General features: G+C 65.1%; 28 protein-coding genes. 17 read left to right on the top strand and 11 right to left on the bottom strand.

Features of this window, described 5'->3' with window-relative positions; translation table 11 throughout:
- The first annotated feature begins 10 nt into the window (after positions 1-10).
- Positions 11-1081, top strand: coding sequence for a PA0069 family radical SAM protein (locus tag ACM9ME_RS06625; RefSeq protein ID WP_415642646.1), 1071 nt, complete (start codon positions 11-13; stop codon positions 1079-1081).
- Here ACM9ME_RS06625 and ACM9ME_RS06620 read toward each other — a convergent pair.
- Positions 1078-1773: a DUF4163 domain-containing protein gene (locus ACM9ME_RS06620; protein ID WP_415642645.1), complete on the bottom strand. Its 696-nt coding sequence runs from the start codon at positions 1771-1773 to the stop codon at positions 1078-1080. The genes ACM9ME_RS06625 and ACM9ME_RS06620 overlap by 4 nt on opposite strands.
- A 53-nt stretch (positions 1774-1826) precedes the next feature.
- Between ACM9ME_RS06620 and ACM9ME_RS06615 the strand changes: the two genes are divergently transcribed.
- From ACM9ME_RS06615 to argC, 4 genes are all read left to right on the top strand, one after another.
- The gene (locus ACM9ME_RS06615; RefSeq protein WP_415642644.1) at positions 1827-3209 is read left to right on the top strand and encodes a leucyl aminopeptidase family protein; all 1383 of its coding nucleotides are present in this window, start codon (positions 1827-1829) and stop codon (positions 3207-3209) included.
- Positions 3210-3299: 90 nt separating this feature from the next.
- Complete coding sequence (locus ACM9ME_RS06610; RefSeq protein WP_415642706.1) at positions 3300-3611, top strand: MarR family transcriptional regulator; 312 nt, start codon at positions 3300-3302, stop codon at positions 3609-3611.
- Complete coding sequence (locus ACM9ME_RS06605) at positions 3556-3915, top strand: SH3 domain-containing protein (protein WP_415642643.1); 360 nt, start codon at positions 3556-3558, stop codon at positions 3913-3915. The genes ACM9ME_RS06610 and ACM9ME_RS06605 overlap by 56 nt, the downstream gene beginning before the upstream one ends.
- Positions 3912-4826 carry an N-acetyl-gamma-glutamyl-phosphate reductase gene (gene argC, locus ACM9ME_RS06600; RefSeq protein WP_415642642.1) on the top strand — a complete coding sequence of 305 codons (915 nt, stop codon included), beginning with the start codon at positions 3912-3914 and terminating at the stop codon, positions 4824-4826. The genes ACM9ME_RS06605 and argC overlap by 4 nt, the downstream gene beginning before the upstream one ends.
- Here argC and ACM9ME_RS06595 read toward each other — a convergent pair.
- The 7 genes from ACM9ME_RS06595 to ACM9ME_RS06565 are packed head-to-tail and all read right to left on the bottom strand — an operon-like array spanning position 4823 to position 12151.
- Positions 4823-6205: an amidase family protein gene (locus ACM9ME_RS06595; RefSeq protein ID WP_415642641.1), complete on the bottom strand. Its 1383-nt coding sequence runs from the start codon at positions 6203-6205 to the stop codon at positions 4823-4825. The two genes, argC and ACM9ME_RS06595, sit on opposite strands and share 4 nt — an antisense overlap.
- Positions 6202-7623 carry a coniferyl aldehyde dehydrogenase gene (locus ACM9ME_RS06590; RefSeq protein WP_415642640.1) on the bottom strand — a complete coding sequence of 474 codons (1422 nt, stop codon included), beginning with the start codon at positions 7621-7623 and terminating at the stop codon, positions 6202-6204. Before ACM9ME_RS06590 ends, ACM9ME_RS06595 begins: the two co-directional genes overlap by 4 nt.
- 30 nt (positions 7624-7653) lie before the next feature.
- Complete coding sequence (locus tag ACM9ME_RS06585; RefSeq protein WP_415642639.1) at positions 7654-8376, bottom strand: prepilin peptidase; 723 nt, start codon at positions 8374-8376, stop codon at positions 7654-7656.
- A gap of 2 nt (positions 8377-8378) precedes the next feature.
- The gene (locus ACM9ME_RS06580) at positions 8379-8846 is read right to left on the bottom strand and encodes an SH3 domain-containing protein (RefSeq protein ID WP_415642638.1); all 468 of its coding nucleotides are present in this window, start codon (positions 8844-8846) and stop codon (positions 8379-8381) included.
- Positions 8846-10249 carry an NAD(P)H-dependent flavin oxidoreductase gene (locus tag ACM9ME_RS06575; protein WP_415642637.1) on the bottom strand — a complete coding sequence of 468 codons (1404 nt, stop codon included), beginning with the start codon at positions 10247-10249 and terminating at the stop codon, positions 8846-8848. Before ACM9ME_RS06575 ends, ACM9ME_RS06580 begins: the two co-directional genes overlap by 1 nt.
- 46 nt (positions 10250-10295) lie before the next feature.
- Positions 10296-11294: a glycosyltransferase family 4 protein gene (locus tag ACM9ME_RS06570; RefSeq protein WP_415642636.1), complete on the bottom strand. Its 999-nt coding sequence runs from the start codon at positions 11292-11294 to the stop codon at positions 10296-10298.
- Complete coding sequence (locus ACM9ME_RS06565) at positions 11294-12151, bottom strand: alpha/beta fold hydrolase (protein WP_415642705.1); 858 nt, start codon at positions 12149-12151, stop codon at positions 11294-11296. The genes ACM9ME_RS06570 and ACM9ME_RS06565 overlap by 1 nt, the downstream gene beginning before the upstream one ends.
- 18 nt (positions 12152-12169) lie before the next feature.
- On the opposite strand from ACM9ME_RS06565, the gene ACM9ME_RS06560 reads away from it, so the two are divergent.
- On the top strand, positions 12170-13468 hold the full coding sequence (locus ACM9ME_RS06560; RefSeq protein WP_415642635.1) for a protein adenylyltransferase SelO family protein: 1299 nt from the start codon (positions 12170-12172) through the stop codon (positions 13466-13468).
- 9 nt (positions 13469-13477) lie between these two features.
- On the top strand, positions 13478-14887 hold the full coding sequence (gene astD, locus ACM9ME_RS06555) for a succinylglutamate-semialdehyde dehydrogenase (protein ID WP_415642634.1): 1410 nt from the start codon (positions 13478-13480) through the stop codon (positions 14885-14887).
- Here astD and ACM9ME_RS06550 read toward each other — a convergent pair.
- Positions 14884-15741: a class I SAM-dependent methyltransferase gene (locus tag ACM9ME_RS06550; RefSeq protein WP_415642633.1), complete on the bottom strand. Its 858-nt coding sequence runs from the start codon at positions 15739-15741 to the stop codon at positions 14884-14886. The two genes, astD and ACM9ME_RS06550, sit on opposite strands and share 4 nt — an antisense overlap.
- Positions 15742-15786: 45 nt before the next feature.
- Entirely contained in the window at positions 15787-16734 is a 948-nt protein-coding gene (locus ACM9ME_RS06545) for a phosphatase PAP2 family protein (protein WP_415642632.1), read from the bottom strand.
- Positions 16735-16897: 163 nt separating this feature from the next.
- On the opposite strand from ACM9ME_RS06545, the gene cobA reads away from it, so the two are divergent.
- From cobA to ACM9ME_RS06520, 5 genes are all read left to right on the top strand, one after another.
- Positions 16898-17686, top strand: a complete 789-nt coding sequence (gene cobA, locus ACM9ME_RS06540; protein ID WP_415642631.1) for a uroporphyrinogen-III C-methyltransferase — start codon at positions 16898-16900, stop codon at positions 17684-17686.
- On the top strand, positions 17683-17979 hold the full coding sequence (locus ACM9ME_RS06535; RefSeq protein WP_415642630.1) for a DUF2849 domain-containing protein: 297 nt from the start codon (positions 17683-17685) through the stop codon (positions 17977-17979). The genes cobA and ACM9ME_RS06535 overlap by 4 nt, the downstream gene beginning before the upstream one ends.
- A 174-nt stretch (positions 17980-18153) precedes the next feature.
- Positions 18154-19842: a nitrite/sulfite reductase gene (locus ACM9ME_RS06530; protein WP_415642629.1), complete on the top strand. Its 1689-nt coding sequence runs from the start codon at positions 18154-18156 to the stop codon at positions 19840-19842.
- Entirely contained in the window at positions 19835-20218 is a 384-nt protein-coding gene (locus tag ACM9ME_RS06525) for a DUF934 domain-containing protein (protein WP_415642628.1), read from the top strand. The genes ACM9ME_RS06530 and ACM9ME_RS06525 overlap by 8 nt, the downstream gene beginning before the upstream one ends.
- Complete coding sequence (locus ACM9ME_RS06520; RefSeq protein WP_415642627.1) at positions 20211-20966, top strand: phosphoadenylyl-sulfate reductase; 756 nt, start codon at positions 20211-20213, stop codon at positions 20964-20966. The genes ACM9ME_RS06525 and ACM9ME_RS06520 overlap by 8 nt, the downstream gene beginning before the upstream one ends.
- Here the strand turns inward: ACM9ME_RS06520 and ACM9ME_RS06515 are convergent, their stop codons facing one another.
- Positions 20967-22481 (bottom strand): replicative DNA helicase, encoded by a 1515-nt coding sequence (locus ACM9ME_RS06515; protein ID WP_415642626.1) that lies wholly within the window; start codon positions 22479-22481, stop codon positions 20967-20969.
- Between the two features lie 117 nt (positions 22482-22598).
- Here ACM9ME_RS06515 and ACM9ME_RS06510 point away from each other — a divergent pair, with 117 nt between their 5' ends.
- From ACM9ME_RS06510 to dcd, 5 genes are read left to right on the top strand one after another with little or no spacing between them, the layout of a single operon-like run.
- The gene (locus tag ACM9ME_RS06510) at positions 22599-23684 is read left to right on the top strand and encodes an HlyD family secretion protein (RefSeq protein WP_415642625.1); all 1086 of its coding nucleotides are present in this window, start codon (positions 22599-22601) and stop codon (positions 23682-23684) included.
- Positions 23648-24181 (top strand): UPF0262 family protein, encoded by a 534-nt coding sequence (locus ACM9ME_RS06505; RefSeq protein ID WP_415642624.1) that lies wholly within the window; start codon positions 23648-23650, stop codon positions 24179-24181. Before ACM9ME_RS06510 ends, ACM9ME_RS06505 begins: the two co-directional genes overlap by 37 nt.
- A 1-nt stretch (position 24182) precedes the next feature.
- Positions 24183-24599, top strand: coding sequence for a cytidine deaminase (locus ACM9ME_RS06500; protein ID WP_415642623.1), 417 nt, complete (start codon positions 24183-24185; stop codon positions 24597-24599).
- The gene (locus ACM9ME_RS06495; RefSeq protein ID WP_415642622.1) at positions 24596-25282 is read left to right on the top strand and encodes a M24 family metallopeptidase; all 687 of its coding nucleotides are present in this window, start codon (positions 24596-24598) and stop codon (positions 25280-25282) included. The genes ACM9ME_RS06500 and ACM9ME_RS06495 overlap by 4 nt, the downstream gene beginning before the upstream one ends.
- 12 nt (positions 25283-25294) lie before the next feature.
- Positions 25295-25849 carry a dCTP deaminase gene (gene dcd, locus ACM9ME_RS06490; RefSeq protein WP_415642621.1) on the top strand — a complete coding sequence of 185 codons (555 nt, stop codon included), beginning with the start codon at positions 25295-25297 and terminating at the stop codon, positions 25847-25849.
- Positions 25850-25915 lie beyond the last annotated feature (66 nt).

Raw genomic sequence — 25915 nt, 5'->3', positions numbered from 1 at the left:
ACTGCGTCCCATGTCGGATGCGCGTGCACATCGGGGGGCGACCCGCAACGACGTGCCGCAACGCTTCAACTTGGCGGCGCGCGAGGCTGATGGCGATTGGCTCGACGGACGCGAGGAACTGGACGGCGCCCCGCCCCCGCTGAGGACTACGGTAACGATCGAGCGTCCCCGCACGATCATCACCCACAACAAATCGCCCGACGTGCCGTTCGACCGCTCGATCAACGCCTATCGCGGCTGCGAACATGGCTGCATCTACTGCTTCGCGCGGCCGACCCACGCCTATCATGATTTGTCGCCGGGAATCGATTTCGAGACGCGGCTGTTCGCCAAACCCGATGCCCCGGCCCTGCTCCGGGCCGAACTGGCCAAGCGCGGTTACGTCTGCGCGCCGATCGCGATGGGCACCAACACCGATCCGTATCAACCGGTAGAGCGCGACTGGCGGATCACGCGTCAATGCGTGGAAATATTGGCCGAATGCGACCATCCGCTGATGATCACCACCAAGTCGGACCGCGTAACGCGCGACCTGGACCTGCTCGGGCCGATGGCGGCGAAGGGGCTGACGGGCGTGATGATTTCGGTCACCTCGCTCACGCCAAAAATCGCCATGACGATGGAGCCCCGCGCCCCTGCCCCGCGCCGCCGCCTCGCCGCGATCGAGGCGTTGAGCAAGGCGGGGGTGCGGGTGCAGCTGTCGATTTCCCCCATCGTGCCCGGCATTACCGATGGCGAGATCGAGGCGATCGTCGCAGCGGGCGCGGCGGCGGGCGCGCGGCGCGTGTCGTTCATCCCGGTGCGGCTGCCCTATGAAGTGGCCCCGCTGTTTCGCGCCTGGCTCGATGAACATTTCCCCGATCGTGCGGGCAAAGTGATGTCGATTATCCAGTCGATCCGCGGCGGACGCGACAACGACCCGCGCTTCGGCGAACGGATGCGCGGGCAAGGCGCATGGTACGACCTGATCCGTACACGCGTGAAACTCGCGGCGAAAAAGCACGGGCTCGATCAGCCTTATGTGCCGTTGCGTACCGATTTGTTCCGCCCGCCGGCCGGGCCGCAGGGTGAGCTGTTCTAGCGACCGACCGCAAACGCGCCGCGATATTGCGGTTTGACCCGCGCGAGGATCGCCGGGGTCACCGGCAGGGTCACTTCGTAGGTGCCCTCGGCATAGCTCCCCGCATTGTACGGCGCGATGAGGAAGCCGATGCGGTTGATCCGTCCGCCGCCGCTCGATCCGAGGATCAGAACTTCCTGCGCGGGGTCGATACAGTCGTCGAACATGCTCTTGCCACGCACCACCGGTTCCCCGCGTCGCTTGCTGCGCTCGCGGTCGAGCAGGTCGCAGAACGACTTGCGCACCGAGGCGTAAAGCGCCTTGGGATCGGCGAAAACGTCAGCGGGCTGCCGCCGCATGCGCGTCGCCTTGTCCCACAACAGCGAGTCATAGCCCGAATTGCCGTGCGCGCCGCCGGTATAAGCCCAACTCAATCGTGACAGGCTGAGGAAGCGCGGGGTGTCCGTCACCACCTGCCATGTCATGTCGGCGTCATAGGGGTGGTATGGAAAACCGTCCTTCTTCGCTTCGCGTTGCGCCGCCATGGCCTCGGCGGCGAATTTGGTGCGTCCACGTGCCTTGTCCGCCTCCAGCCATGCGCGCAGCGGCGGTATGGCGCGCGCCTGGGCCGGGTAGGCGTAACTGAACTTGTACGCCGGTTCGGCCGCCGCCACACAGGTCATGGCAATGAAGACAACAGGCACGAAGCGCATCATACATCCTTTGCGGCTGGCTTCGGCGGCACACCGGGCTTAGCGCGGCGAGCATGACCGATTTCGCCGTGCTCCTCCAGCCCGACAAGGGCCAGCCCGCCACCCCTCTACACGTCGTCGATACGACGGGGCTGGATGCGTGGCTCGCAACGCAACCCGCCCCGGTTCGCGCAATGCTGAAGGCGACGGGGTTCAAGGCGGCGGCGGACAGCGTCGCGATGGTGCCGCATGACGGCGCGATGATCGCGGTAGCCGGCGTCGCCGATGCGACCGCGCTCCGCCCCTGGTCGCTGGCGCGCGCAGCGGACACGCTGCCCGAGGGGGCATATCGACTGGCCAATGGAGCGCCGGGCGACGCCGCGCTCGGCTGGTTGCTCGCGCATTACCGCTTCGACCGGTACAAAAAGGACGAGGTCGCCAAGGGGGCACGCATCCTGCTGACCAACGATCCGGCGCGGATCGACGCGATGGTCGGCGAAGTTCAGGCGGTCGCTCTGGTCCGCGACATGGTCAACACGCCCGCCGCCGACATGGGTCCTGCGGAGATTGCCGCCGAAGCCGAAAGGCTCGCCAAGGCGCATAATGCGACGGTGACGATCGTCGAAGGCGCCGAACTGGAGCGCGGCTACCCGATGATCCATGCCGTCGGTCGCGCCGCCGCGCGCAGCCACGCGCCGCGCCTGGTCGAATTGCTGTGGGGCGATGAACGGCATCCGCGCCTCGCCATCGTCGGCAAGGGCGTGGCGTTCGATTCGGGCGGGCTCGACATCAAGCCCGGGTCGGGCATGCGGCATATGAAAAAGGACATGGGCGGCGCGGCGCACGCCATCGCGCTGGCCGGGCTGATCATGCGCGCGCGGCTGAAGGTGCGGCTGCATTTGCTGATCCCGACCGTCGAGAATGCCATTGCCGGCAACGCCTTTCGCCCCGGCGACGTGCTGACCAGCCGCAAGGGGCTGACCGTAGAGGTGACCAACACCGATGCGGAAGGGCGCCTGATCCTCGGCGATGCCCTGACCCGCGCCTGCGAAACGCCGCCCGCCTTGCTGATCGATTTCGCGACATTGACCGGTGCCGCGCGCGTGGCGCTGGGGCCAGACCTGCCCGCGACCTTCAGCAACGACGACGACCTGGCGGCGGATGCGCTGGCGGCGGGGATTGCCGCCGACGATCCGCTGTGGCGACTGCCGCTGCACGACGGTTACGACGACTCGATGAAGTCCGACGTCGCCGATCTCACCAATTCCCCCGATGGCGGCATGGCGGGCGCGGTGATGGCGGCGTTGTTCCTCCGCCGCTTCGTCGAGCCCGGAATCCCGTGGCTGCATCTCGATACGTTCGCATGGATGCCGTCCGCCAAACCGGGGCGTCCGCGCGGCGGAGACGCCCTCGGCCTGCGTGCCATATGGGGACTATTGCGACGCAGGTTCAACTAAGGCTCGTTTCGCTCCGCAACCGATCCCTGTCTGCTTCGTTAACAAGGACGAGGAGAAGCAGGCGTGGCGCAGTTTCCATTGACCACCTGGATGCAGACATTGGTGGATTACGTGCGCTCTGGCGAACCCGATCTGACCAACCGCCAGATGGCGTTGCTGCTCCTCGTTCACCTCACCAACGGCCCGCATACGGTGCGCGGTCTGGCGCGCGGATTGGGGGTGTCTAAGCCCGTGGTGACGCGCGCCTTGAACCGGCTGGGTGCTCTGGGCTATCTGCGCCGCCAGCGCGACGAAAGCGATCGTCGCAATATTTTCGTGTTGTTGACGACGGAGGGGGCGAAGTTTCTTGAACAATTCGGACGCCTCATCGCCGTCGATCGCGGGCAGCGCATCGCCGCGTGAACGGCTGAGGCTCAGCGGCCCGTCGGTCAAACTCGACCCGACGACGCATGCGGTTCGCGGCGATATTGCCGACCTCGAACTCGCGCACGAGGTGTTTGCGCCACATTACGCCCGCGCTCTGGCGTATCGGACGAAGGCCGCAGCCATCGTTCGTGCCGAATCGGGTGAAGATGCCGAGCAACGTGCGCAGCTTGCGGCGGGCGATGTTTTTTGCGTCCTCGACATCAGCGGCGGTTATGCATGGGGAAAGACCGAGGACGGCACGCCCGGCTATGTCGTGATGACCGCCCTCAGCCAGTCATGACGCGCGTGTTCATCGACGGCGCGTCGGGAACCACCGGGCTGGAGATCGAGGCGCGGCTGGCCGAACGCCCCGAGTTCGAGCTGTTGATCCTCGATGACGTCCATCGCAAGGATATCGGCGCCCGGCGTGAGGCGCTGAACCAGGTGGATGTCGCCATCTTGTGCCTGCCCGACGACGCCGCGCGCGAAGCGGTGGCACTCATCGAAAGCGCCCACACCCGCGTGATCGACGCATCGAGCGCCTATCGCGTGGCGGACGGCTGGACTTACGGCTTTCCCGAACTTGGGTTCGACGTCGCAACTGCGCAGCGCGTGACCAATCCGGGCTGTTATCCGACGGGGTTTCTCGCGCTGATTGCGCCCCTGGTTCGCGCAGGACTGATCCCGCAGGACTGGCCGCTCGCTGTCAATGCCGTGTCGGGCTATTCGGGGGGCGGAAAGGCGTTGATCGAGCGTATCGGCGCCGAACCCGCGCTGGCGCACCGCACATACGGGCTAAACCTCGATCATAAACACATCCCAGAGATGCAGGTGCATGCGGGGCTGGCCCACGCGCCGATTTTCGCGCCCGCGGTGACGCGCGCCTTTCGCGGGATGATCGTCGAGGTGCCGCTCCACCTCGCGGCTTTGCCCGCAAAGCCTTCGCGCAGGGCGATCCTCGATGCGCTATTCGCCGCTTATCCGGGTAGCTCGATCGTCACGGTCCGCGACGACCAGCCTGGCGAACTGCTGCTCAACGAAGGCGCCGCGCCGTGGGACGGTCTCGATCTTTACGTCTGCGCGGACGCGGGTGAAATGCAGGCGCGCCTGATCGCGGTGCTCGACAACCTTGGCAAGGGCGCCAGCGGGGCTGCGGTCCAGAGCCTCAATCTGATGTGCGGCCTGCCCGAAACCGCGGGACTGCGGCTCTAGGCACTGACCGGCGGGCGCAGATTGGCCCACGGCAGCGCTTGTTCCAACTCATAGGCCAGTTCCAGCAACGTCCGCTCATCGCCGATCTTCGCGCCGAATTGCACCCCCACCGGCAACCCGCCGGGCAAACCGCCGGGCACGCTCATCGCCGGGCCGCCGGTGACGTTGAACGGCTGCGTCCAACCGACATAGGCGTTGAGGCGCTCGGTCATCGCGTCGATCGGTACGGTGCCCGAGACAAAGCCCAGCGGCACTGGCGGGCTGCCGAGCACCGGCGACATGATCAGATCCTGATCGGCGAACCACGCATCATGCGCGCCGCCGAGGCCGGACAGCGCCTTGGTCGCGGCCTCGAGCGCACCCGGGGGTGCCCCGTTCACCGCCGCCGCCATCGCCAGGCTGAACGGTTCATAATCGTCGAGCCCGACCGGCCGTCCCAATGTCTCACTGGCGTCGGCAAGGAGTTTTGACGCCCCTGCCGACCAGATCGTCAGGAAATGCTCACCGATCGCGCGAAAGGCGTCGGGCCATTGCGTGTCGACCACTTGGTGACCGAGTTTACGCAAGGTGTCCGCCATCGCAGCGACCGTCGCCGCCACATCCGCATCGGGTTGCTGCCCGCCGACACCGGGCAGGACCATGCCGATGCGCAACCGGCGCGTCGCGGGGCCAGTGACATGGCCGATGCGCGGCAAGGCGTTGCCCTCGACCGCCGCGAGCAAGGCCGCGCTATCGCGCACGCTGCGTGACACGCAGAGCTGGACGGACAGGTCGATGCTGAATGCGCCCGGCGTCGTCGCGACGGTGCGATTGCGCGATGGCTTCAGTCCGAACAGCCCGCAACACGATGCGGGGATGCGGATCGATCCGCCGCCATCGCTGGCATGCGCGAATGGCACGACATGCGCCGCAGTCGCGGAGGCCGCACCACCTGACGAACCGCCCGAAGAACGCGCCGTATCCCACGGATTTCGCGTCGGTTCGAAACCGGTCGGTTCGGTCGTCGGCAAAAAGCCATGTTCCGGCGTGGAGCTCTTGCCCAGCGGGATCAGCCCGGCGGCGAGGAGCACATCGACGAACGCCGTCTGGCTCTCGGCGGGCGGAAAACCAGCCGTATGCCGCGATCCCTTCCGCGTCGGCAGTCCGCGATAATCGTCCAGATCCTTGATCAGAAACGGCACGCCGGCAAACGGCGCATTTCGATCCGCCTTGCCCGCCAGTTCGCGCGCGCGGTCGTAATCGGGCGTGACCATGAAGCCGAGCTTGGGGTCGAGCGCTTCCGCCCGCGCAATCGCGGCATCCACCGCTTCGAGCGCGGTGATGTCGCCGGACTTGACCGCCGCTGCCGTCGCCAGCGCGTCCATATCGCCCAAATTCACGCCTTCATCTCCCGCGCGATCGCCTTGTCGGCAGCCTTGCCATAAGGCGGCTTGAACCCCGCCAGCTTGGCGACGTCGATCTTCGGCTGGCGATAGATTGCGCGCGCGTGGCTGAATGTTCTGAACCCGTCGCGGCCGTGGTACGCGCCCATGCCCGACGGGCCGACGCCGCCGAACGGCAAATCCTCCATGCTGACATGAAACAGGACGTCGTTGACCGTGACGCCGCCCGATACGGTCCGGTCGAGCACCCGCCGCTCCTCCCCGCCATCGCTGCCGAAATAATACAACCCGAGCGGCCGATCGTGCGCGTTGACATACGCCACCGCCTCCTCGGTGCGGCCGTAGGTCTTGACCGGCAGGATCGGTCCGAAAATCTCCTCCTGCATCACCGTCATGTCGTCAGTCGGATTGCGGATTATCGTCAGTGGCAGCTTGTTGCCGTTCGTCGCCGCGAAATCCTCGTTCGCCGGGTTTATCTCGATCAGTTCGGCGCCCTTGGCCTTCGCGTCGTCGAGATAGCCCTTCAACCGGTCGCGGTGCCGCGCGTTGATGACGCTGGCATAATCGTCATTCGCCAACAGCTTCGGATAAAGCAGCGAGACCGCGGACTTCAGCCCGTCGATGACCTCACTCTCTTTTTCCTCCGGAACCAGCAAATAATCGGGCGCGAGGCAGATCTGCCCGGCGTTCATCATCTTGCCGATCGCGACGCGTTCGGTCGCGGCCTTCACATCGGCGCTGCGCCCGATGATCGTCGGCGATTTGCCGCCGAGTTCGAGCGTGACCGGCGTCAGATTGTCGGCGGCGGCATGAAGGATGTGTTTGCCGATCCCGGTCGCGCCGGTGAAGATCAAATGATCGAACGGCAATTTGGCAAAGGCTTGACCCACGTCCGGCCCGCCGCTGAACACCGCGACCTCGTCGGGCGCGAAGAATTCGGCGATCGAACTTTCGGTCAGCGCGGCGACGGCGGGCGTGAATTCGCTGGTCTTGATCATCGCGCGGTTGCCCGCGGCAAGCGCCCCGATGAGTGGGCCGAAGCTCAATTGCACCGGGAAATTCCACGGCGCGATAATGCCGATCACCCCCTTGGGCTGAAATTCGACGCGTGCCTTTGCGCCCAACAGGCCGAGCGGAAAGTCGAGCGGCCGCTTTTCCGGCTTCATCCACGCCGACAGATGCTTTTTGGCATGTTTGGCGGAGCGGATCGTCGCGACGATATCGGTGAGCAGCGACTGGACCCGGCTGCGATGGCCGAAATCCTCGCTCAACGCGGCGGCAAAAGCCTCGCCATGTTTGCGCATCAGCGCGATCACGCGGTCGATGCGTTCGCGGCGCACCGCCTCACTGACCGGCATGTCCGCCTCGAATGCCGCCCGCTGGCGCGCCAGCGCAGCCTCCATTGCTTCAGCCATCCCGCTCTCCTTTTTCGGGAGAGTGCGCGATCAGTGCAGCGCCGTCCAGTATATCGCGGGCAACGCCGCCGCCGCGAGCAACGTCCCGAACGGCAGTCGCGTCGTGGCCGCAACCCGCCGCCCGGCAACCAGCATCGCCGCCGCTACGGCAAGGCCGAGCACGCTGGCTCCGAGGAGAATGAACGGCAAAATTTGCCATCCGGTCCACGCCCCGATCGCACCGAACAATTTGCCGTCCCCCGCCCCCAGTCCCTCACGCCCACGCACCCGGCGATAGGCCAAGGCGACCAAAACAAGGCTCGCCCACCCCGCCACCAGCCCAACGAGTCGGTCCGCGATACCCGGCGCGCCGCTCGACGCCGCCAGCAGCCCGAGCCCCGCCAGCGACAGCGTCAAGCGGTCGGGCAGCCAGAAATGCCGCAGGTCCAGCAAGGCGAGCGTCAGCAACAGCAAAGACGCCCCCCCAACCCACGGCGCCACGGTCAGCGGCAAAACCGCAAACGCGAAACCCGCCAGTACGGCACTGGCCAGTTCCATGATCGGATGCACCGGATCGATCGGCGCATTGCAATCCGCGCACCGGCCACGTGCCACCGCATAACTGAGCAACGGGATCAGGCTCAACGCGCCGATCGGCTTGCCGCACTCGTCGCACGCCGAGCGCCCGCCCAAGCTACGCCCCGCCGGCCAGCGCACCACCAAAGTTGCCAGAAAACTGCCGAGGATCGCGCCCGCGACGGCCGCGAGCAGCACGATCAGGGGAGCTGCTCCCCGGGTGCCAGCCCCCACAGCCCGCCGCGCGGCACAAAACCGACCTTGCCCGCCGTCTCGAACCGGCACCAGCGGCTGTCGCATTCGCTGACCGCGCCGACCACGCCGGGTGCAACCCGCCAGGCGATCTTCGCCGTGTCGTCGGCGTGTTCGCGCATTTCGCGCGCGCTGCCGATGACCAAAGCGGTGCGTTTATCGCTGAGCATGTTCGACTGGATCCAGCCGGTAGCGCCGTCGGGATCGGTGATCTTGCGCCAATTGGGATAGGTCGCGATCACGCGCACCGGCAACCCGCTGCGCTGATACAGCCACGCCCCCGGAAAATTCCGTCCCGGGCCCGTCCGCGTCCGCGCCTTGTTCGGCACGATCGATGCCCAATAAGGCGGCGCTTTCTCAGCGGCCTGAGCCGGCAGCGCGACGGCCAGCGCGGCCATGACGAGAACGGCGCGCATCATTCGCCGGTCAGGATCCGGTCGACCAGCTGCTTCACGCTGGGGACGAAGCCATTGGAGTAGAACGGGTCCTTCTTGAACCGGAACGCCGAATGCCCGGCGAACATCAAATTTTCGTCGACCGGTCCGCCATGCGCGATGTCCTGCAGCGTTTTCTGGATACAAAAGCTGCGCGGGTCGGCGAGATAGCCGGTCGACCAATCGTCATGGTCCTTCCACGCCGAAAACGCGCAATGCGACAGGCAACCCATGCAATCCGCCTGATCCTTGCGGATCACGGTTTTCTCTTCGGGAGTCACGAAAACCAAGGTGTTATCGGGCGTTTTTAACGCATCGGTGTAACCCAAGCCAAACCACTCGCGGGCATGTTGCAGGTCGCCGAGCGTCACCCAGAAATTCTTGCCCTTCACGCCGACGTCGAGCTGGTGCGTGTGATCGCCGATCTGGTCCTTGGAAAAGGCGATCTGCCGCTGCGACCGCGCCTCGAGGTTGCGCAGAAACGGTGTGCGCACCGCACTCGAGTAAAATCCGGTCGGTGAGAAGCGGTGTAGGAGGATGTCGCCCTCCTCCAATGTCATCAGCCGGTCCTTCCAGCCTTGCGGGATGGGGCTTTCAGTCGTCAGCAGCGGCCGGGTGCCGAACTGGAACGCGATCTGGCCGAGTTCGGGATTGTCGATCCAGTGAACCCATTCGTCGAGGCGCCAAACGCCACCGGCCATCACGATCGGCGTCTCATCGGAAATGCCGCCTTCGCGCATGACGTCACGCAACGCCTTGACGCGCGGATAGGGATCTTCGGGCTTGAGCGGGTCTTCGGCGTTGGACAGGCCATTATGCCCGCCCGCCAGCCACGGGTCTTCATACACCACCGCCGACAACAGGTCCGCCGCCTTCGAATAAGCCCGCTTCCACAGCGCGCGAAACGCCCGGCCCGAACTGATGATCGGCAAATACGACACGCCGTGCTTCGACGCTATTTCGCTCAGGCGATACGGCATCCCGGCACCACAGGTGACCCCCGCGACCAACCCTTTGGTGCGTTCGAGGACCTGATCGAGAATGGTCTGCGCGCCGCCCATTTCCCACAACACGTTGATGTTGATCGCGCCCTTGCCGCCCGAAATGTCGTGCGCGCGCTTGACCTGTTCCACCGCGCCTTCGACGGCGAAGTGGATCAATTCCTGGTGCCGCTCCGCCCTGGTGCGCGAGATGTAGACCTGCGGAACGATCTTGCCGGTCGGGTCGTAACTGTCCGCATTGACCGCGCTGACGGTGCCGATGCCGCCCGCCGCGGCCCATGCGCCGGCCGACGCATGGTTGGTTGCCGACACCCCTTTGCCGCCCTCGACCAATGGCCAGACTTCGCGGCCCTGATAGACGATCGGCTTCAAACCCTTGAACAAACTGTCGCTCCCAAAGCTCGCTTCGCCTTATCGCAGGCGCTGAAGTTTACCTAATGTCGATCAACGCCGCGGCGGCATAAATGTCCCGAAATGCCGCGATCATCCGCGTGGCGTCATGCCCCGAAATCGCTGCCGCTCGATTGGCCTCGCCGATCCGCATGCGCAGGTCGCGATTGCCGGCCAGCCGCAGCAAATGGTCCCGCAGTTCGTCGGCACCGGCGTAACGCGGGTTTTCGGCCGGCAGCTCGGTTCCCGCGGGCGCGACGACGGGCAGACCCGTCGCCATCGCCTCGATCAGCGTGAACCGGTCGATCCCGCCCGATGGCACCGCCAGCAAATCGAACTGACGCAGCGCGCGGGCCGTGTCGCGCACACGCCCGGGCAAGACCAGCCGGCTGCCCAGGCCGGCGCGCCGCGCCTCGCCCGCCAACGCGTTGGCATCGGGCCCGCCCCCGACGACCGCCAGCTTGGCATTGGGAATCACCGCGACTGCGCGCACCAAGGCGGCGAGACCCAGCCCCGAACGCAGCGGGCTGATGCACCCGATCACGAAATCGCCACGATGGCGTTCCAGTCCCGCCAGCGCCGCACCCGGCTTGCCCGGCGCGAATGCTTTCAGATCGACCCCGTCCTCGATCAGGTCGCTATCGATCACGGTGGCAGCCGCGGGGATCACCAGCCACCGCACCAGCCGGTCGTAACCCGAACGGCGTGCATCGCTCGTTTCGTGATGGACCAGCGGCGGCATCTTGCGCCCGAAAATCCGCCGCGCGACCATGACGTCCAGAGTGTCGGGCCCATAGGTCAGGATCAGGTCCGCATCGGCAACCATCGTTGCGATACGGGTGTAACGCGACAGCGACGCCTTGCCGTGGAGCGGCAGTGCTTCACGCAACCCCGTCGCACCCGGCACGTCGAATATCGGCAGCAAAGTCTCATTATCGATCGTGTGCCGCAACGTGCGCGGCAATCCCCGGGCGACGCGCCCGGCACGCTCGACGATCCCCGGCGGCACATCCGCCCCGAACACGTGCAGCACCCGCATCACGCGGCCCGGGCGATCAGCGCGTCGATCGCTGCACGCGCCTCGGGTTCGTCGAGCGTCGGCGCATGACCGACACCGGGCACCGTCACCGCCGCGCCACCGCCACGCCGGATCATCTCGTCCAGCGTTGCAACCGACAGGATATCGGACAGCGCACCCCTCAGATACAGCGTCTGCACCGCGCGGACCGCCTCGAACAACGGCCACAAATCGACCCCCGCTTCGCCTCCCGGCGCGCGCAGCGGTTCGGCGATCGCCATGTCGTAATCGAACACGATCCGGCCCGAGGATTTGAGCCGACAGACCCGCTTGGCCATCGCGATCCAGTCGGGCAGCTCGAACTGCGGATACGACGCGGCATTCGTCCCGCCGATATCGCGCGCCGCATGAACCCAGGTCGGCCATGTCGCGCTTTTGCCGACATAGGACCGGATACGATCGAGCCCCGCCGCGTCGATCACCGGGCCGACATCGTTGAGCACCAGTCCCGCTAGCCGTTCGGGCCGGGCCGCGCCGAGGATCAGCGACACGATCCCGCCGAGCGACGTGCCGATCGCGATGAATGTGCCGATTTCCCGATCGGTCAGCAACGCCTCGACATCGGCGGCGTAGGTCATCGGCATATAGGTCGCCGGGTCCTTGGCATAGTCGCTGCCGCCCCGCCCGCGAAAATCGATCGCATAGACCTGGCGGTCATGCGCCAGATGCGCCGCCAGCGCGGCATAATCGCGGGCATTGCGCGTCAACCCGGGCAGGCACAGCACCGGCGCTTTCTCACTGGCGCGACCGTACAGCCGGTAATGCAGCCGCAGTCCGTCGGTCGATTGCCAGTAACCGTCGCTTGCCGCTTCGCCCATCGCATCGCATATCGCCGCATGGTGTCGCCCGATCAACCGTTCATCCCCGCGAAAGCTATCGATGAAATCGCGGACTTCCTCGCCGACCCCGTCGCGGCGGCGGATTTCCCTGAACATCGCCTGCGCTTTCGCAACGATCGCGCGGCGGCGGAGATCGGTCTGGCCACGATGTCCGACGATCGCTGGATCGATCATTTCGGGCGGTTTCAGCCATTTGACGGCAGTCTGCGGCAACCGCTCGCGCTGCGGTATCACGGGCATCAGTTTCGCAGCTACAACCCGCAAATCGGCGACGGTCGCGGGTTCCTGTTCGCGCAATGCCGCGACGGCGACGGCCGCCTGATGGACCTCGGCACCAAGGGGTCGGGCACCACGCCGCACAGCCGGTTCGGCGATGGTCGTCTGACGTTGAAGGGTGCAGTCCGCGAAATCCTCGCCACCGAAATGCTCCAGGCCTTGGGCGTGGAAACCTCGCGCACGCTGTCGGTGATCGAAACCGGCGAGCGACTGGTTCGCGGCGACGAACCCTCCCCGACCCGCTCCGCCGTGCTCGTCCGGCTGAGCCACGGGCATATCCGCATCGGCAGTTTCCAGCGCCTCGCGACGCTGGGCCTCACAGACGAACTCAGGCGCCTGACCGCTTATTGCCTCGAACATTATTTCGGCGAACAGGATGGCCCCGATGCGCCGCAGCGCCTGCTGGCGCACACCGTCCGGCGTACCGCGCGCCTCGCCGCCAGCTATATGGCGGCGGGCTTCGTCCACGGCGTGCTCAATACCGACAACATCAACATCACCGGCGAAAGTTTCGATTACGGCCCGTGGCGATTCGCGCCGGGCTTCGACCCGGACTTTACCGCCGCCTATTTCGACGAGCGCGGGCTCTATAGTTTCGGTCGCCAGGCCGAGGCGATACACTGGAATCTGGTGCAACTCGCCATCGCGCTCAACCCGATCTGCGATTCCGACGCGCTGGCCGCCGCCATCGAACCGTTTGGCGACCATTATGTCGATGCGCTGGTCGAACGCTTCCTGTGGCGTCTGGGCGCCGCATCGCAGGGCCGCGACGCCGATATCGCCCGTGTGCAACAGATCGAGCGCGACCTGACCGACAGCGGCGCGTCGATCGACCGTTATTTCTTCGACGCGCGCGAACGGCGCGACCATTCCTATTTGTCGAACCCCGAACCCTGTTCGATGCTGATCGAGGAGGTCGAGGCGCTCTGGGCACCCATTGCCGCCGACGACGACTGGTCGCCCCTGACCGCCAAGATCGCAGCGATCCGGTCTATGGGCGAAGCGCTGCGAACCGCCTAGAGTTCACACATGGCCGAACTGCAATCCTTCGAACCCGCGACCGGCGCATTGCTGTGGTCCGCCCCCATCGGCGATGTCGATGTGGAGGTCGCCCGTGCCCGCGCGGGCCAGCGCGCCTGGGCGATGCAGCCACCGACGTACCGCGCCGAAACGCTGCGCCGCTTCGTCAACGTCGTCCGCAACCGCCAGGTGGCGCTGGCCGACACCATCGCGCGCGAAACCGGCAAGCCGTTATGGGAGGCCGAAACCGAAGTCGCCTCGGTCATCGCCAAGGTCGACATCTCGATCCGCGCCTATAACGAACGCACCCCGACGCGGCGGCAGGATGGCGACATGGGCCTGCGCCAGGTGTTGCGCCACCGGCCACACGGCGTGCTCGCGGTGCTCGGCCCGTATAATTTCCCCGCGCATCTGCCCAACGGCCATATCGTCCCGGCCTTGCTCGCCGGGAACAGCATCGTCTTCAAGCCGTCGGAAAAAACCCCCGCCACCGCGATGATCCTAATCGAATGCTATCATGAGGCGGGGGTGCCCGAAGACGTCGTCCGCCTGCTGATCGGCGGGGCCGAGGAAGGCCGTGCGCTGGCCGGGCATCCCGACATCGACGGCCTGTTGTTCACCGGCTCGGCGCGCACCGGGGTGGCGCTCAACCGCCAGTTCGCCGACGATCCCGGCCGGATGCTCGCGCTCGAAATGGGCGGCAACAACCCGATCGTGGTGTGGGACGCGCCCGATGCCGACGCGGCGGCGAGCATCATCGTCCAGTCGGCCTATCTCTCCGCCGGACAACGCTGCACCGCCGCGCGCCGCCTGATCGTCCGCGACGGCGCGCATCAACCGCTGGTCGACGCGATCCGCAAACTGGTCGCGCGCATGATCGTCGATCACCCGCACGCCGACCCCAAACCGTTCATGGGGCCGCTGATCGACAACCCGGCGGCGGACGCGTTGCAGGATGCGGCGCTGGTGCTGGTCATGGCGGGCGGACAGCCGCTGATCCACATGCTGCGCCCCGACGCCTATAAACCGTTTCTCACCCCCGGGCTGATCGACGTCACCAACCTCGCCAACCGCAGCGACGACGAATTGTTCGGCCCGCTGCTGCAACTGGTCCGCGTCCCCGATTTCGACGCCGCGATTGCCGAAGCCAACGCCACCCGCTTCGGCCTCAGCGCCTCGCTGATCGGCGGATCACCCGAATTGTTCGACCAGTTCTGGTGGGGTGCCCGCGCGGGCATCGTCAACTGGAACCGTCCGACCAACGGCGCGTCGTCGGCGGCGCCGTTCGGGGGCGTAGGCTTGTCCGGCAATCACCGGCCCAGCGCCTTCTACGCCGCCGATTACTGCGCCTATCCGGTCGCGTCGGTCGAGGAGGACAATGCCCGGCGCGCCGGCATGATCGGGCTGCGCGACGGCTAGGCGGCGAGCGTCGGCCGCATCGGCAGGAAATCCTCGATCTTCAGATCGGGGTGCGGATAGTGAAATTCGTTGATGTTCATCGGCAGGACAAAGCCCTCCGGCGCCTCGGGCATGAAGTAATTGCCCTGATACTGGTTGGGCGCGGTGCGATTGTCCTCGAAAGCATAAGCGGCGCCGATCGGGGCATAATTCAGGTCGAGGCCGAACACCGCATACATCGCCATGTCGACGAAGTTCATGTGCTTCAGGGTGCCGCGCAAATGCGTGTCCTGGGCGATGATCGCGCACAGTCGTTCGCGCACGAATGACAGCGCCGCCATGTCGTGGACGACCTGATTGAAATCATGCGCGCCATCGTGATGGACGATGGTCCGGCACGCCCGCTCCGCCATGATCGCCTGAACGTAGGACGGCACGTCGCCATGAAACAACCGGATGCGCTTGGCCGCTTGCGGGTACATGCGGCGGACGCGCTCGTGCGCGAATTGCAGGCACTCGGCATTGATGTCGACCATGTCGAGGTCGAAGCCGAACGCGTCCATACACCCCGCGATCACCCCCGACGCCCCGCCGAGGTAGACGCCGACTTCGACCACCCGCTCAAACTCGCCGTTAAAGTCGCGCAACGTCCGGACCAGATCGAAATAATATTGCGGCGAACACTGATCTTCATACCGCAGGTCGAGAACTTGAGACCGGTCGAGAATCGTGTCGAAGAGGCGATTTTGCCCACGACAATGCGCCGCTTGGTCGAGCGCATGATATTCCGAATAAACCGGCAGCTCCAGCGTGCGAGCCGGGTCCGCATCGCCCGCAAGACCGGGATGAGGCTGAATGAAGGTGCCGAAAGTCATGGAAAGCGCGCTCCGTGAGGTCGGTGCAACGCTAAACCAGGATGGTTAACCCCCTGTTATCGACACCGCACGACGGTTGCGCGCCACCTGAAGTTCCACACGCGCCAAGACCTCGGTTGCGACCAGCGCGACGCCCGCGACCACCGCGCCGATGATCAGGTCGATCAGATAATGCGTCCCTTCGACCGGCGTCGCGACCAGCATCGCCACGTTGAGCGCGATCAACGGCCAGCGCAGCGCCCGCGCGCGCCACGCGAAATTGATGAACAGCACGGCGGCGGCGGCATGAAAGCTCGGTGCCGACACCAGCCCGCGCAGATGCGCCAGATCGACGACGCCCAGTTCGTGCGCGCGCAGCATCGGGATCAGCCCCGCCTGCCACATCTCGCTTTCGGGCAGATAGGGCGCCGCGCCACGCCACAGATAGGAAAACGGACCGACCGCGGGAAGGAACACATAACCGCCCAGCGTCAGGATCGCGGCGATCTGAAACGCGACGATCAACCGATATGCTTCGGTGCGCTGGCCCGTCCCGGCATACCAGGCGAGCAACAAGGCGGGCGTGACATAGATGCTGCGATACACCGCGACGCCAAGGGTCTGCAGCACCGGATGCGCCGCGACCACCCGATACCAGGCAAGCCAGTCGAACCCCATCAACTGGTCGATGCGGTTGAGCGTCTCGTCATGATAACCGTGGGTCAGCGCCGCGACCGGATAGCTCGCCACCGCGCCGATCAGCATCGTCAGCGTCAGCACGGCGTAATATTCGGCACCTTCGATCATTGCGCGACCATGCCGCCAACTGTCCGGCACACCGATGTAAATGGCAAAGGCCAGCGCCCCCGCCAGGTAATAAGGCAGATTGTCGAGCGCCCAGGGACTGATCCGCAAACCGGCGGCGAGCATCAGCAAGGCGAGAACGACGGCGCTGACGGCGAGATTGATCGCGACGATACGAGGCAACAACGTGTCGTGGCGGTCGGTGTCCATTATTCCCTTTCGCGCGGTGGCCGCGCTTCGCGTTGCGCCGCTTAAGCGGCAATGAACGGCGGCGCTATGACCCTGCGGACACAGGGTGCTGCTAAAGCGTTGCTAGCCCGGCCCAAAGCATCGCTCGCTTGAGCGCAGCTCTGCCACGCTGCATCGCAACTCTATGGCTAGTCTCCTTGATCCCGAAGCGCGCGGGCGCGTCATCCTGGTCGGCGCGGGTCCGGGCGACCCCGGCCTGCTGACCGTCAAGGCGGTCGAAGCGCTGCGCGAAGCCGATGTCGTCGTGCATGACGGCCTCGTCGGCGAAGGCGTGTTTGCCTATGTCCGCGCCGACGCGCAATTGATCTCGGTCGCCAAAAAGCGCGATCGCCACACCCTGCCCCAATCGGCGATCAACGCGCTGATCGTCGCGCACGTGAAGGCGGGCAGCATCGTCGTGCGCTTGAAGGGCGGCGACCCGTTCATTTTCGGACGCGGCGGCGAAGAGGTCGAGGCGGTGCGCGCCGCCAATTTGCCGGTCGAAGTCATACCCGGCGTGTCCGCGGCGCTCGGCTGCGCGGCCGAAGCGATGTTGCCCCTCACCCACCGCGACTGGTCGTCGGCGGTCAGCTTCGTTGCGGGCACGTGTCAGGGGCTGGCCGAACAAAGCTGGGCCGGGCTGGCGGGGGCCGGTCGCACCTTGGTCATCTATATGGGCGTCACCGCCGCACGCGCCATCGCCGACAAATTGATGGCCGAAGGGGTCGATCCCGGTACCAGCGTCGCGGTGCTCGAACGCGGCACCCTCCCCGGCAGCCGCGCGATGCGCACCTTGCTCGCCGACTTGGGCGATCTGGTCGAGCGCGAAAAAGTCCTCAGCCCGGCGATCCTCGTCGTCGGCGAGGTCGTTCGCCTGTCGGATGCCGAGGACAAGTTACGCGCCTTTGCGGTTCAAGCGGAGCAATTGGTGTGAAACTGTTGACTGGAAACGATCTGAAGTCGGGCGCCGTGACCTGGTGGACGGGCAGCAACTGGTCGATCCATGTCGAGGACGCTGTCGATGTTGGCGATCATGGCGACACCATTCTCGCCGCCGAAGAAGGCGCGCGCCGGGTCAACGTGCCGTATGCGATCGAAGCCATCGCCACGCCGGAAGGCCCCCGCCCGGCCCATATCAAGGATCGCGTCCGCGCGCTCGGGCCGACCGTGCGGCCTGACCTCACGCTGAAACCCGCCGATCCTGCGGCGGGCGAGTGGGTGATTTGATGGGCGCTCACCAATTCCCCGCCTCGAGGCGGGGTGGCGGCGAAGCCGACGGGGCGGTGCAAGCAACTCCGCGCGGCAGCGCGGATCGGCGCCTTCGCGCCGAGTTTACGCACCACTCCGTCAGCGCTGCGCGCTGCCACCTCGCCTCAAGGCAAGGATCGATGGACACAACCCATGTATAAATACGACCATTACGACCAGGCGATGGTCGATGCCCGCGTCGCCGAATTTGCCGATCAGGTGCGCCGCCGCATTTCGGGCGAATTGAGCGAAGACCAGTTCAAGCCGCTGCGGCTGATGAACGGACTTTACCTGCAACTCCACGCGTACATGCTGCGCGTCGCCATTCCCTATGGTACGCTCGACAGCCGCCAGATGCACACGCTGGCCACCATCGCGCGCAAATTCGACCGCGGTTACGGGCATTTCACCACGCGCCAGAACATCCAGTATAACTGGATCAAGCTGGAGGAGTGCGCTGACCTTTTGGCCGAACTCGCCAAGGTCGAGATGCACGCGATCCAGACCAGCGGGAATTGCATCCGCAACATCTCGTCGGATCAATATGCCGGTGCCGCGGCGGACGAGGTCGCCGACCCCCGTCCCTGGGCCGAATTGCTGCGCCAATGGTCGACCTTCCACCCTGAATTCTCGGCTCTTCCGCGCAAGTTCAAGATCGCGGTGATCGCCAGCGACGAGGATCGCGCGGCGATGCGGCTGCACGATATTGGCCTCCAACTGGTCGAGCGCGACGGACAGCTCGGTGCGCGCGTGTTCGTCGGCGGCGGCATGGGACGGACGCCGATGATCGCCCCTGAAATCAACGAGTTCGTCGGTGCGGACGACATCATCTCTTATGTCGAGGCGTGCCTTCGCGTGTACAATCGCTACGGCCGCCGCGACAACATCTACAAGGCGCGGATCAAGATCCTCGTCCACGAACTCGGGGCCGACGAATATCGCCGCCAGGTCGAGGAAGAATATGTTCATGTGAAGGCATTGGGCATCGACCCGCCCGCCGCCGAGCTCGCGCGCATCACCGCGATGTTTGCGCCGCCCGCCTTCGTCACCCCGGCGCAGGCCGGGGCCGCTGGCGACGGTCGCGCTGAATCGCTAACGGCCCCGGCCTCCGCCGGGGCGACGGACGAGCTGGATTTGTCCGACCCCGACTTCCGCCTCTGGGTCCAATCGAACGTCAAACCACACAAGCAACCCGGCTACGCCATCGCCAATATCAGCCTCAAACCCGTCGGCGGCATCCCCGGCGACGCCTCCGCTGATCAGATCGACGTCATGGCGGACTTGGCCGAACGCTACAGCTTCGACGAATTGCGCGTCACGCATGCCCAGAACATCGTCCTGCCGCACGTCCGCAAGGCCGATCTCTATGCCTTGTGGCAAGCCCTCGATGCAGCGGACCTCGCCAGTGCCAATCTCGATCTGGCGTCGGACATCATCGCCTGCCCGGGCCTGGACTATTGCAGCCTGGCCAACGCCCGTTCGATCCCAGTCGCGCAGAAAATCGCACAGCGCCTCGCGCCGCGCGAACTCGAAATCGGGGAGCTGAAGCTGAAGATCAGCGGCTGCATCAACGCCTGCGGCCACCATCATGCGGGCCATATCGGCATTCTCGGCGTCGATAAAAAAGGCACTGAAAACTATCAGTTGCTGCTCGGCGGATCGGGCGCGGAGGATGTCAGCCTCGGCAAGATCACCGGCCCCGGTTTCGACGAGGACGGCATCGTCGATGCGGTCGAACGCGTGACCGACAAATATCTGCAATCACGTGAAGCCGGCGAACGCTTCCTCGACACCTATCGCCGCCTCGGCTTCGCCCCGTTCAAGGAAGCCATTTATGGCTGAGCAACCCGCCGTGACCCTCGACGCCTTCCTCGCAGGGCAAACCGACGCCACCGCCGTGCGGCTGGAAGCGGGCGACGATGCGCGTGCGTTGATCCCTCATCTCGGACAGCTGGAAACGATCGAAATCGCTTTTCCCGGGTTCAAGGACGGCCGTGGCTATTCCGCCGCGCGTATCCTCCGCGAAGCCGGTTACACCGGCGAGCTCCGCGCGCAGGGCGATGTGCTGGTCGATCAGCTCGCTTTCATGCGCCGCTGCGGCTTCGACAGTTTTGCTCCCGAAAAACCGCTCGACGAAGCGGGGTCACATCCCTTCCCTTACGCCTATCAAGCGGCGGCCGACGACACCGTGCCGATCTGGAAGCTGCGTCATGGGTGAAGCCCTGCGCCGCGCCGACAGTATCGACACCGCTCCCGCTTTCACGGCCGCCGATGCCGCGGCGCTCGAGGCGCAATGGGCGGGCGTCGAGACCGCCGACATGCTGCACGGGCTGTTCGCCGATCCGCCCTGGGCCGACATCGCCCTGGTCAGCTCGTTCGGCTCGGAAAGCGCCGTCCTGCTCCATCTCGTCGCCGAAATCGACAAGACGGTGCCGTTGATCTTCATCAACACGCAAAAGATTTTCGGCGAGACGCTGGCCTATCGCGACGAACTCGCCGAACGCCTCGGCTATCTCGATCTGCGCGTGTTCCGCCCCGATCCATACCGCCTCGCGCTGAAGGATCAGACCTCATTGCGCTGGTCTTACGACCCCGACGGCTGCTGCGATCTGCGCAAGGTCGAGCCGCTGCGCCGTGCCCTTGCCCCATTCGACGCGTGGATCTCGGGCCGCAAGGCGTTCCAGGGCAAAACCCGCGGCGCCCTGCCCCGCTTCGAGGAAGACGAAGGACGCCTTAAAATCAATCCCTTAGCCGATTGGGACAAGGCCCGCCTCGACGCCTATTTCGAAGTACACAGACTCCCCCGACATCCTCTCGAAGCGCAAGGCTATCCCTCGGTCGGCTGCGCGCCGTGCACGTCGAAAGTGCTGCCGGGCGAAGACCCGCGCGCAGGGCGCTGGCGGGGTTGGGACAAGGACGAATGCGGCATCCATACCGGGCCACAAAGCGATGACCCGGTCTTCTAGCTAACTCCGGTCGGGGTAATATTGATCCTCGGCCAGATCGCTGAACTTGGTGATCTTGGCCTCGAAGGCGAGGTTGACCTTGCCGGTCGCGCCGTGGCGCTGTTTCGACACGATCAGTTCGCACTTGCCGAACACGCGTTCCATCTCGGCGGCCCATTTGGCGTGGTCTTCGAACACCTTGACGTCATCGCTCTGTCCCGCCGCCTTCGGCTCGCGCGCCGCGACGTAATATTCCTCGCGATACACGAACAGCACGATGTCGGCGTCCTGCTCGATCGAGCCCGACTCACGCAAGTCGCTCAGTTGCGGGCGCTTGTCCTCGCGTTGCTCCACCGCGCGGCTAAGCTGCGACAACGCCAGCACCGGGACATTGAGTTCCTTCGCCAAAGTCTTGAGACCGCGCGAAATCTCCGAAATCTCCTGCACGCGATTGTCGCCTGCATTGCGTCCCGATCCCTGCAACAGCTGGAGGTAATCGACGACGATCAGCCCGATGCCATGGCGTCGCTTCAACCGCCGCGCGCGCGTTCGCAACGCGGCGATCGTCAGACCGGCGGTATCGTCGATGAACAGCGGCAGCGTCTCCAAATCCGCCGCCGCACGCGCAAGATTGCGGAAATCGGTCTGCCCGATCTTGCCCATGCGCAGATCCTCGGACGAAATCCCCGATTGCTCGGCGAGAATACGTGTCGCCAATTGATCGGCGGACATTTCGAGGCTGAAAAAAGCCACCTTCGCGCCGACCGAGCGTTCCGGCTCTATACCGTCCTCATCGACATCCCGGACCCAGCGGCGCGCGGCGTTGAACGCGATATTGGTCGCGAGCGCGGTCTTGCCCATGCCCGGACGTCCAGCGAGGATCAGCAGATCGCTGTGATGCAATCCGCCGATCTTGGCATTGACCGTGTTCAGGCCGGTGGTGATCCCCGACAACCCGCCGCCTGCGTTGAGCGCCTTTTCCGCTTGTTCGACCGCCATCTTGGTCGCCTGGGCAAAGCTTTTGACCGTACCTTCGCTGCTGCCATCCTCGGCGACGCGATAGAGCTCAATCTCGGCCACCTCGATCTGACCGCGCGGGTCGACGTCCTCCGACGTGTCCATCGCGCGGTCGACCATGACCCGCCCAACACCAACCAGCGCACGCAGCATCGCCAGATCGTAGACCTGGTTGGCAAAATCGCGCGCGCCGATCAGCGCGGCGCTGTTGCCTGTCAATTGCGCCAGATAGGCCGGGCCGCCCAAGCCTTTGAGCGTTTCATCCGCCTCGAACAACGGCCGCAGCGTCACCGGATTCGCCACCATATTGCGGTCGAGGGTGCGTAGAATGGCGTCGTAAATCCGCCCGTGCACCGGCTCGAAAAAATGTTCCGGGCGTAGTTTTCCTTGGAAATCCTCGGCAATCCGGTTGTCGATCATTAGCGCGCCGAGCAACGCCGCCTCCGCCTCGACATTGTGCGGCAGCGACTGACCGGGGGTTTCGGCGGGGGGTGTGACGAGTCGGATCGGGTCGGCCATACCCAATGCCATGCGCGTCCCGGATCAGCGACGCCACCGCCGTTTCAAGTCGCCCCCGATATCCACAGCCAAATCGCGGGTTGATGCGTTGCACAAAAGGAACCAAGTGGAATTGACGTGAACGACAGCACCGCCATCGACACCGCGACCGCAATCGACGCCGTACCCGCGCGCCGCCCGTGGTGGCGCCTGCCGCTGATGTTCGGCGTGCCGGTGCTGATCGTGGCGGTCGGACTGTTCTTCTGGCTGACTTCCGGGCGAACGGTGACCACCGATAATGCCCTGATCGATGCTCCGGTTTCGAGCGTGGCCCCCGAAGTGACCGGGCGGATCGTCGACGTGCGGGTCAAGGAAAACGACGTCGTCAAGGCGGGCGACCTGCTGTTCACGATCGATCCTGCGCCTTTTCGTATTGCGGTGCTGCAAGCCGAAGCGGCGCTCGCCACTGCGCGCGTCAATTATGCGCAGCTTGAGGGGCAAGCGGCGGCGCGAGGCGCGGATATCGGCTCGAAGCAGGCCGACGTGACCGCCAATCACGCCGCAACCGCGCTGGCACACGACAATTTCGACCGTCAGGCGTCGCTTTTGAAGCGCGGCTTTACCACCCGCGCGGCGTATGACGCGGCCCAGGCCGCCTATGTCAAAGCGCGTCAGGACGAATTGGCGTCCAGCGCGGATATCACCGCAGCACGCGCCACGGCTCAGGCGGCAACTGCCGCGCTGGGCAATGGTGGTGGCAGCGTTCCACCTGCGGTCGCCGCGGCCATGGCTCAGCTCGAACGGGCGCGCCTCGACCTTGCGCGTACTCAGGTTCGCGCACCGATGGCGGGGCGGATCACCCAGACCGATCGCCTCGAACTCGGCAATCTCGCGCCTCAGCAATTACCGCTGATTTCGATTGTCGCCGACAAGGGCTATTGGATCGAAGCCAATTTCAAGGAAACCCAGCTCGCCAAAATTCGCCCGGGCCAACGCGCGACGGTCGAAATCGACGCGGTGCCGGGTCGCAAATTCGCGGCGCACGTCACCAGCATCGGCGCGGGCACCGGCTCGCAATTCTCGCTGCTGCCGGCGCAGAATGCGACGGGCAATTGGGTCAAGGTGACGCAGCGCGTGCCTGTGCGGCTGGTCCTCGACGAACAGCCCGACCGTCCGTTGGTCGCCGGATGGAGCGCCAACGTCACCGTCGACGTCCGTCAGTGAGCACGAGTGAAGGCGTTGGCGATCCGCGCCTGATCGCCATCGACCTCGACCAGCAATCGATCGTCTGGCGCAGTGCCGATATCGAACAGGAACGCCGGGTTGCGATTTTCGACCTGCTCGAAGGCAATCATTTTGCGCCGTGCAAACTCTATCCGGAGGGCTATGCCGGGCCCTACCGTCTGAAGCTGGCGGTTCAGGAGGGCCGCCTGTGCTGGCATATCGCCAGCGAGGACGGTCAGCATCTCGAAACGCTGATGCTGGCAATGGGCCGGTTCCAGCGCCCGATCCGTGAGTATTTCGCGATCTGCGACAGCTATTTCTCGGCGGTGAAAACGTCGACGCCGGCGACCATCGAGACGATCGATATGGCGCGGCGCGGCATCCATGACGAAGCCTCGCACCTGCTCAAGGAGCGGCTGGCGGGCAAGATCGACATTGATTTCGACACCGCGCGGCGGCTGTTCACGCTGATCTGCGTGCTGCATATCCGGGGCTGACATGACCGAAGCATTGTTCCAGGCCGCGCGCGACGCGGCGACCCGCGCTTATGCGCCCTATTCGCGGTTTCATGTCGGCGCGGCGTTGCTGATGACCGACGGCACGATCATCACCGGCGCGAATGTCGAAAATGCGAGCTATGGCCTGTCATTGTGTGCGGAGACCGTTGCGCTGGCCAAGGCGGCAAATGACGGGCGCCTGGCCGACGTGGTGGAGATCGCGGTGGTTGGTGGCGATGGTGCCGAGCCCTGCCGCCCGTGCGGACGATGTCGTCAGCTGATCAACGAGGCGGCGCAACTGGGCAAACGCGACATCCTGATTCACTGCCTCGCCGGCGGAAGCGACGCGACCGAGCAGCACCGGCTGTCGATCCTCCTGCCCCACGCGTTCGGCCCCGCGGATCTGGGTATCGGATGAGCTTGTCACGCGCTGAACGGTTGGCCGAACTCCACGCAGCGGAGGCGCGCGCCATGGCCCTGCTCGACGCGATCGAGGCACGCGGCTTCGTCGCTGCGGGCCGGACCGAACGTGAGGTCGAAAAGGATATTTACGCTCTTGCCGAACTGGATTTCGGCGTCACCGAGCATTGGCACAAGCGCATCTGCCGTGCGGGCGCCAACGCGAAATGTACCGCGCGCGACAACCCGCCGGTCCTGACGATCGCGGCCGACGATCTGGTCTACCTCGATCTCGGGCCGGTGTTCGAAAACTGGGAAGCCGATGTCGGACGCAGTTATGTCGTGGGCGACGATCCGCTCAAACACGCCTTGGTTGCCGATCTTTCGCGTGGCTTCGATGCGATGCAGGCGGCTTACCAAGGCAATCAAGACATCACCGGGGCCGCGTTATATGCCCTCGCAACCGACTGGGCGGAACAGCAAGGCTGGCGTTTCGGCGGCGTGATCGGCGGACACATCGTCGGCGAATTTCCGCACGCGCACTTGCCCGGCGAAAAGGACTTCTACCGCATCAATCCTGCGAACACCGGCCGGTTGCGCGATCCCGATCCATTGGGTCAGGACCGCTTATGGATCGGCGAAATCCACCTCGTCAGCGTGGACGGCAGTTTCGGCGGCTTTTACGAACGCCTGCTCGACTGATAGGCGCGCGCCATGACCATTCAATCCGACCGCTGGATTCGCGAACAGGCTCTGACCAACGGCATGATCGAGCCGTTCGTGGAGTCGCAAAAACGCGACGGCTGCATCAGCTATGGCCTGTCGTCTTACGGCTATGATGCGCGCGTGTCGGACGAGTTCAAGATCTTCACCAACATCGACAGCGTGATCGTCGATCCGAAGGACTTCGCCGCCAACAGCTTCGTCGATCGCAAGACCGATTGCTGCGTCATTCCGCCGAACAGCTTTGCCCTTGCCCGCACCGTCGAATATTTCCGTGTGCCGCGGGATGTGCTGGTCATCTGCCTCGGCAAATCGACGTATGCACGCTGCGGCATCATCGTGAACGTGACCCCGCTGGAGCCGGGCTGGGAGGGTCACGTGACACTCGAATTCTCGAACACCACACCGCTACCCGCCAAGATCTACGCCAATGAAGGCGCCTGTCAGTTCCTGTTTCTGCAGGGGAATGAACCCTGCGAAGTCAGTTACGCCGACCGCGCGGGGAAATATATGGGGCAGCGCGGGGTGACCTTGCCCAAGCTGTGACGGGGTCACAACGACGCAAGGTCACTGCCCAGGCTGTAATCGACTAACGAACCTGCCGTTTGTGGA

The organism is Sphingomonas antarctica (assembly GCF_965137005.1).
GTDB lineage: Bacteria > Pseudomonadota > Alphaproteobacteria > Sphingomonadales > Sphingomonadaceae > Sphingomonas_O > Sphingomonas_O antarctica.
This window is presented reverse-complemented; position numbering and strand designations above follow the sequence as displayed.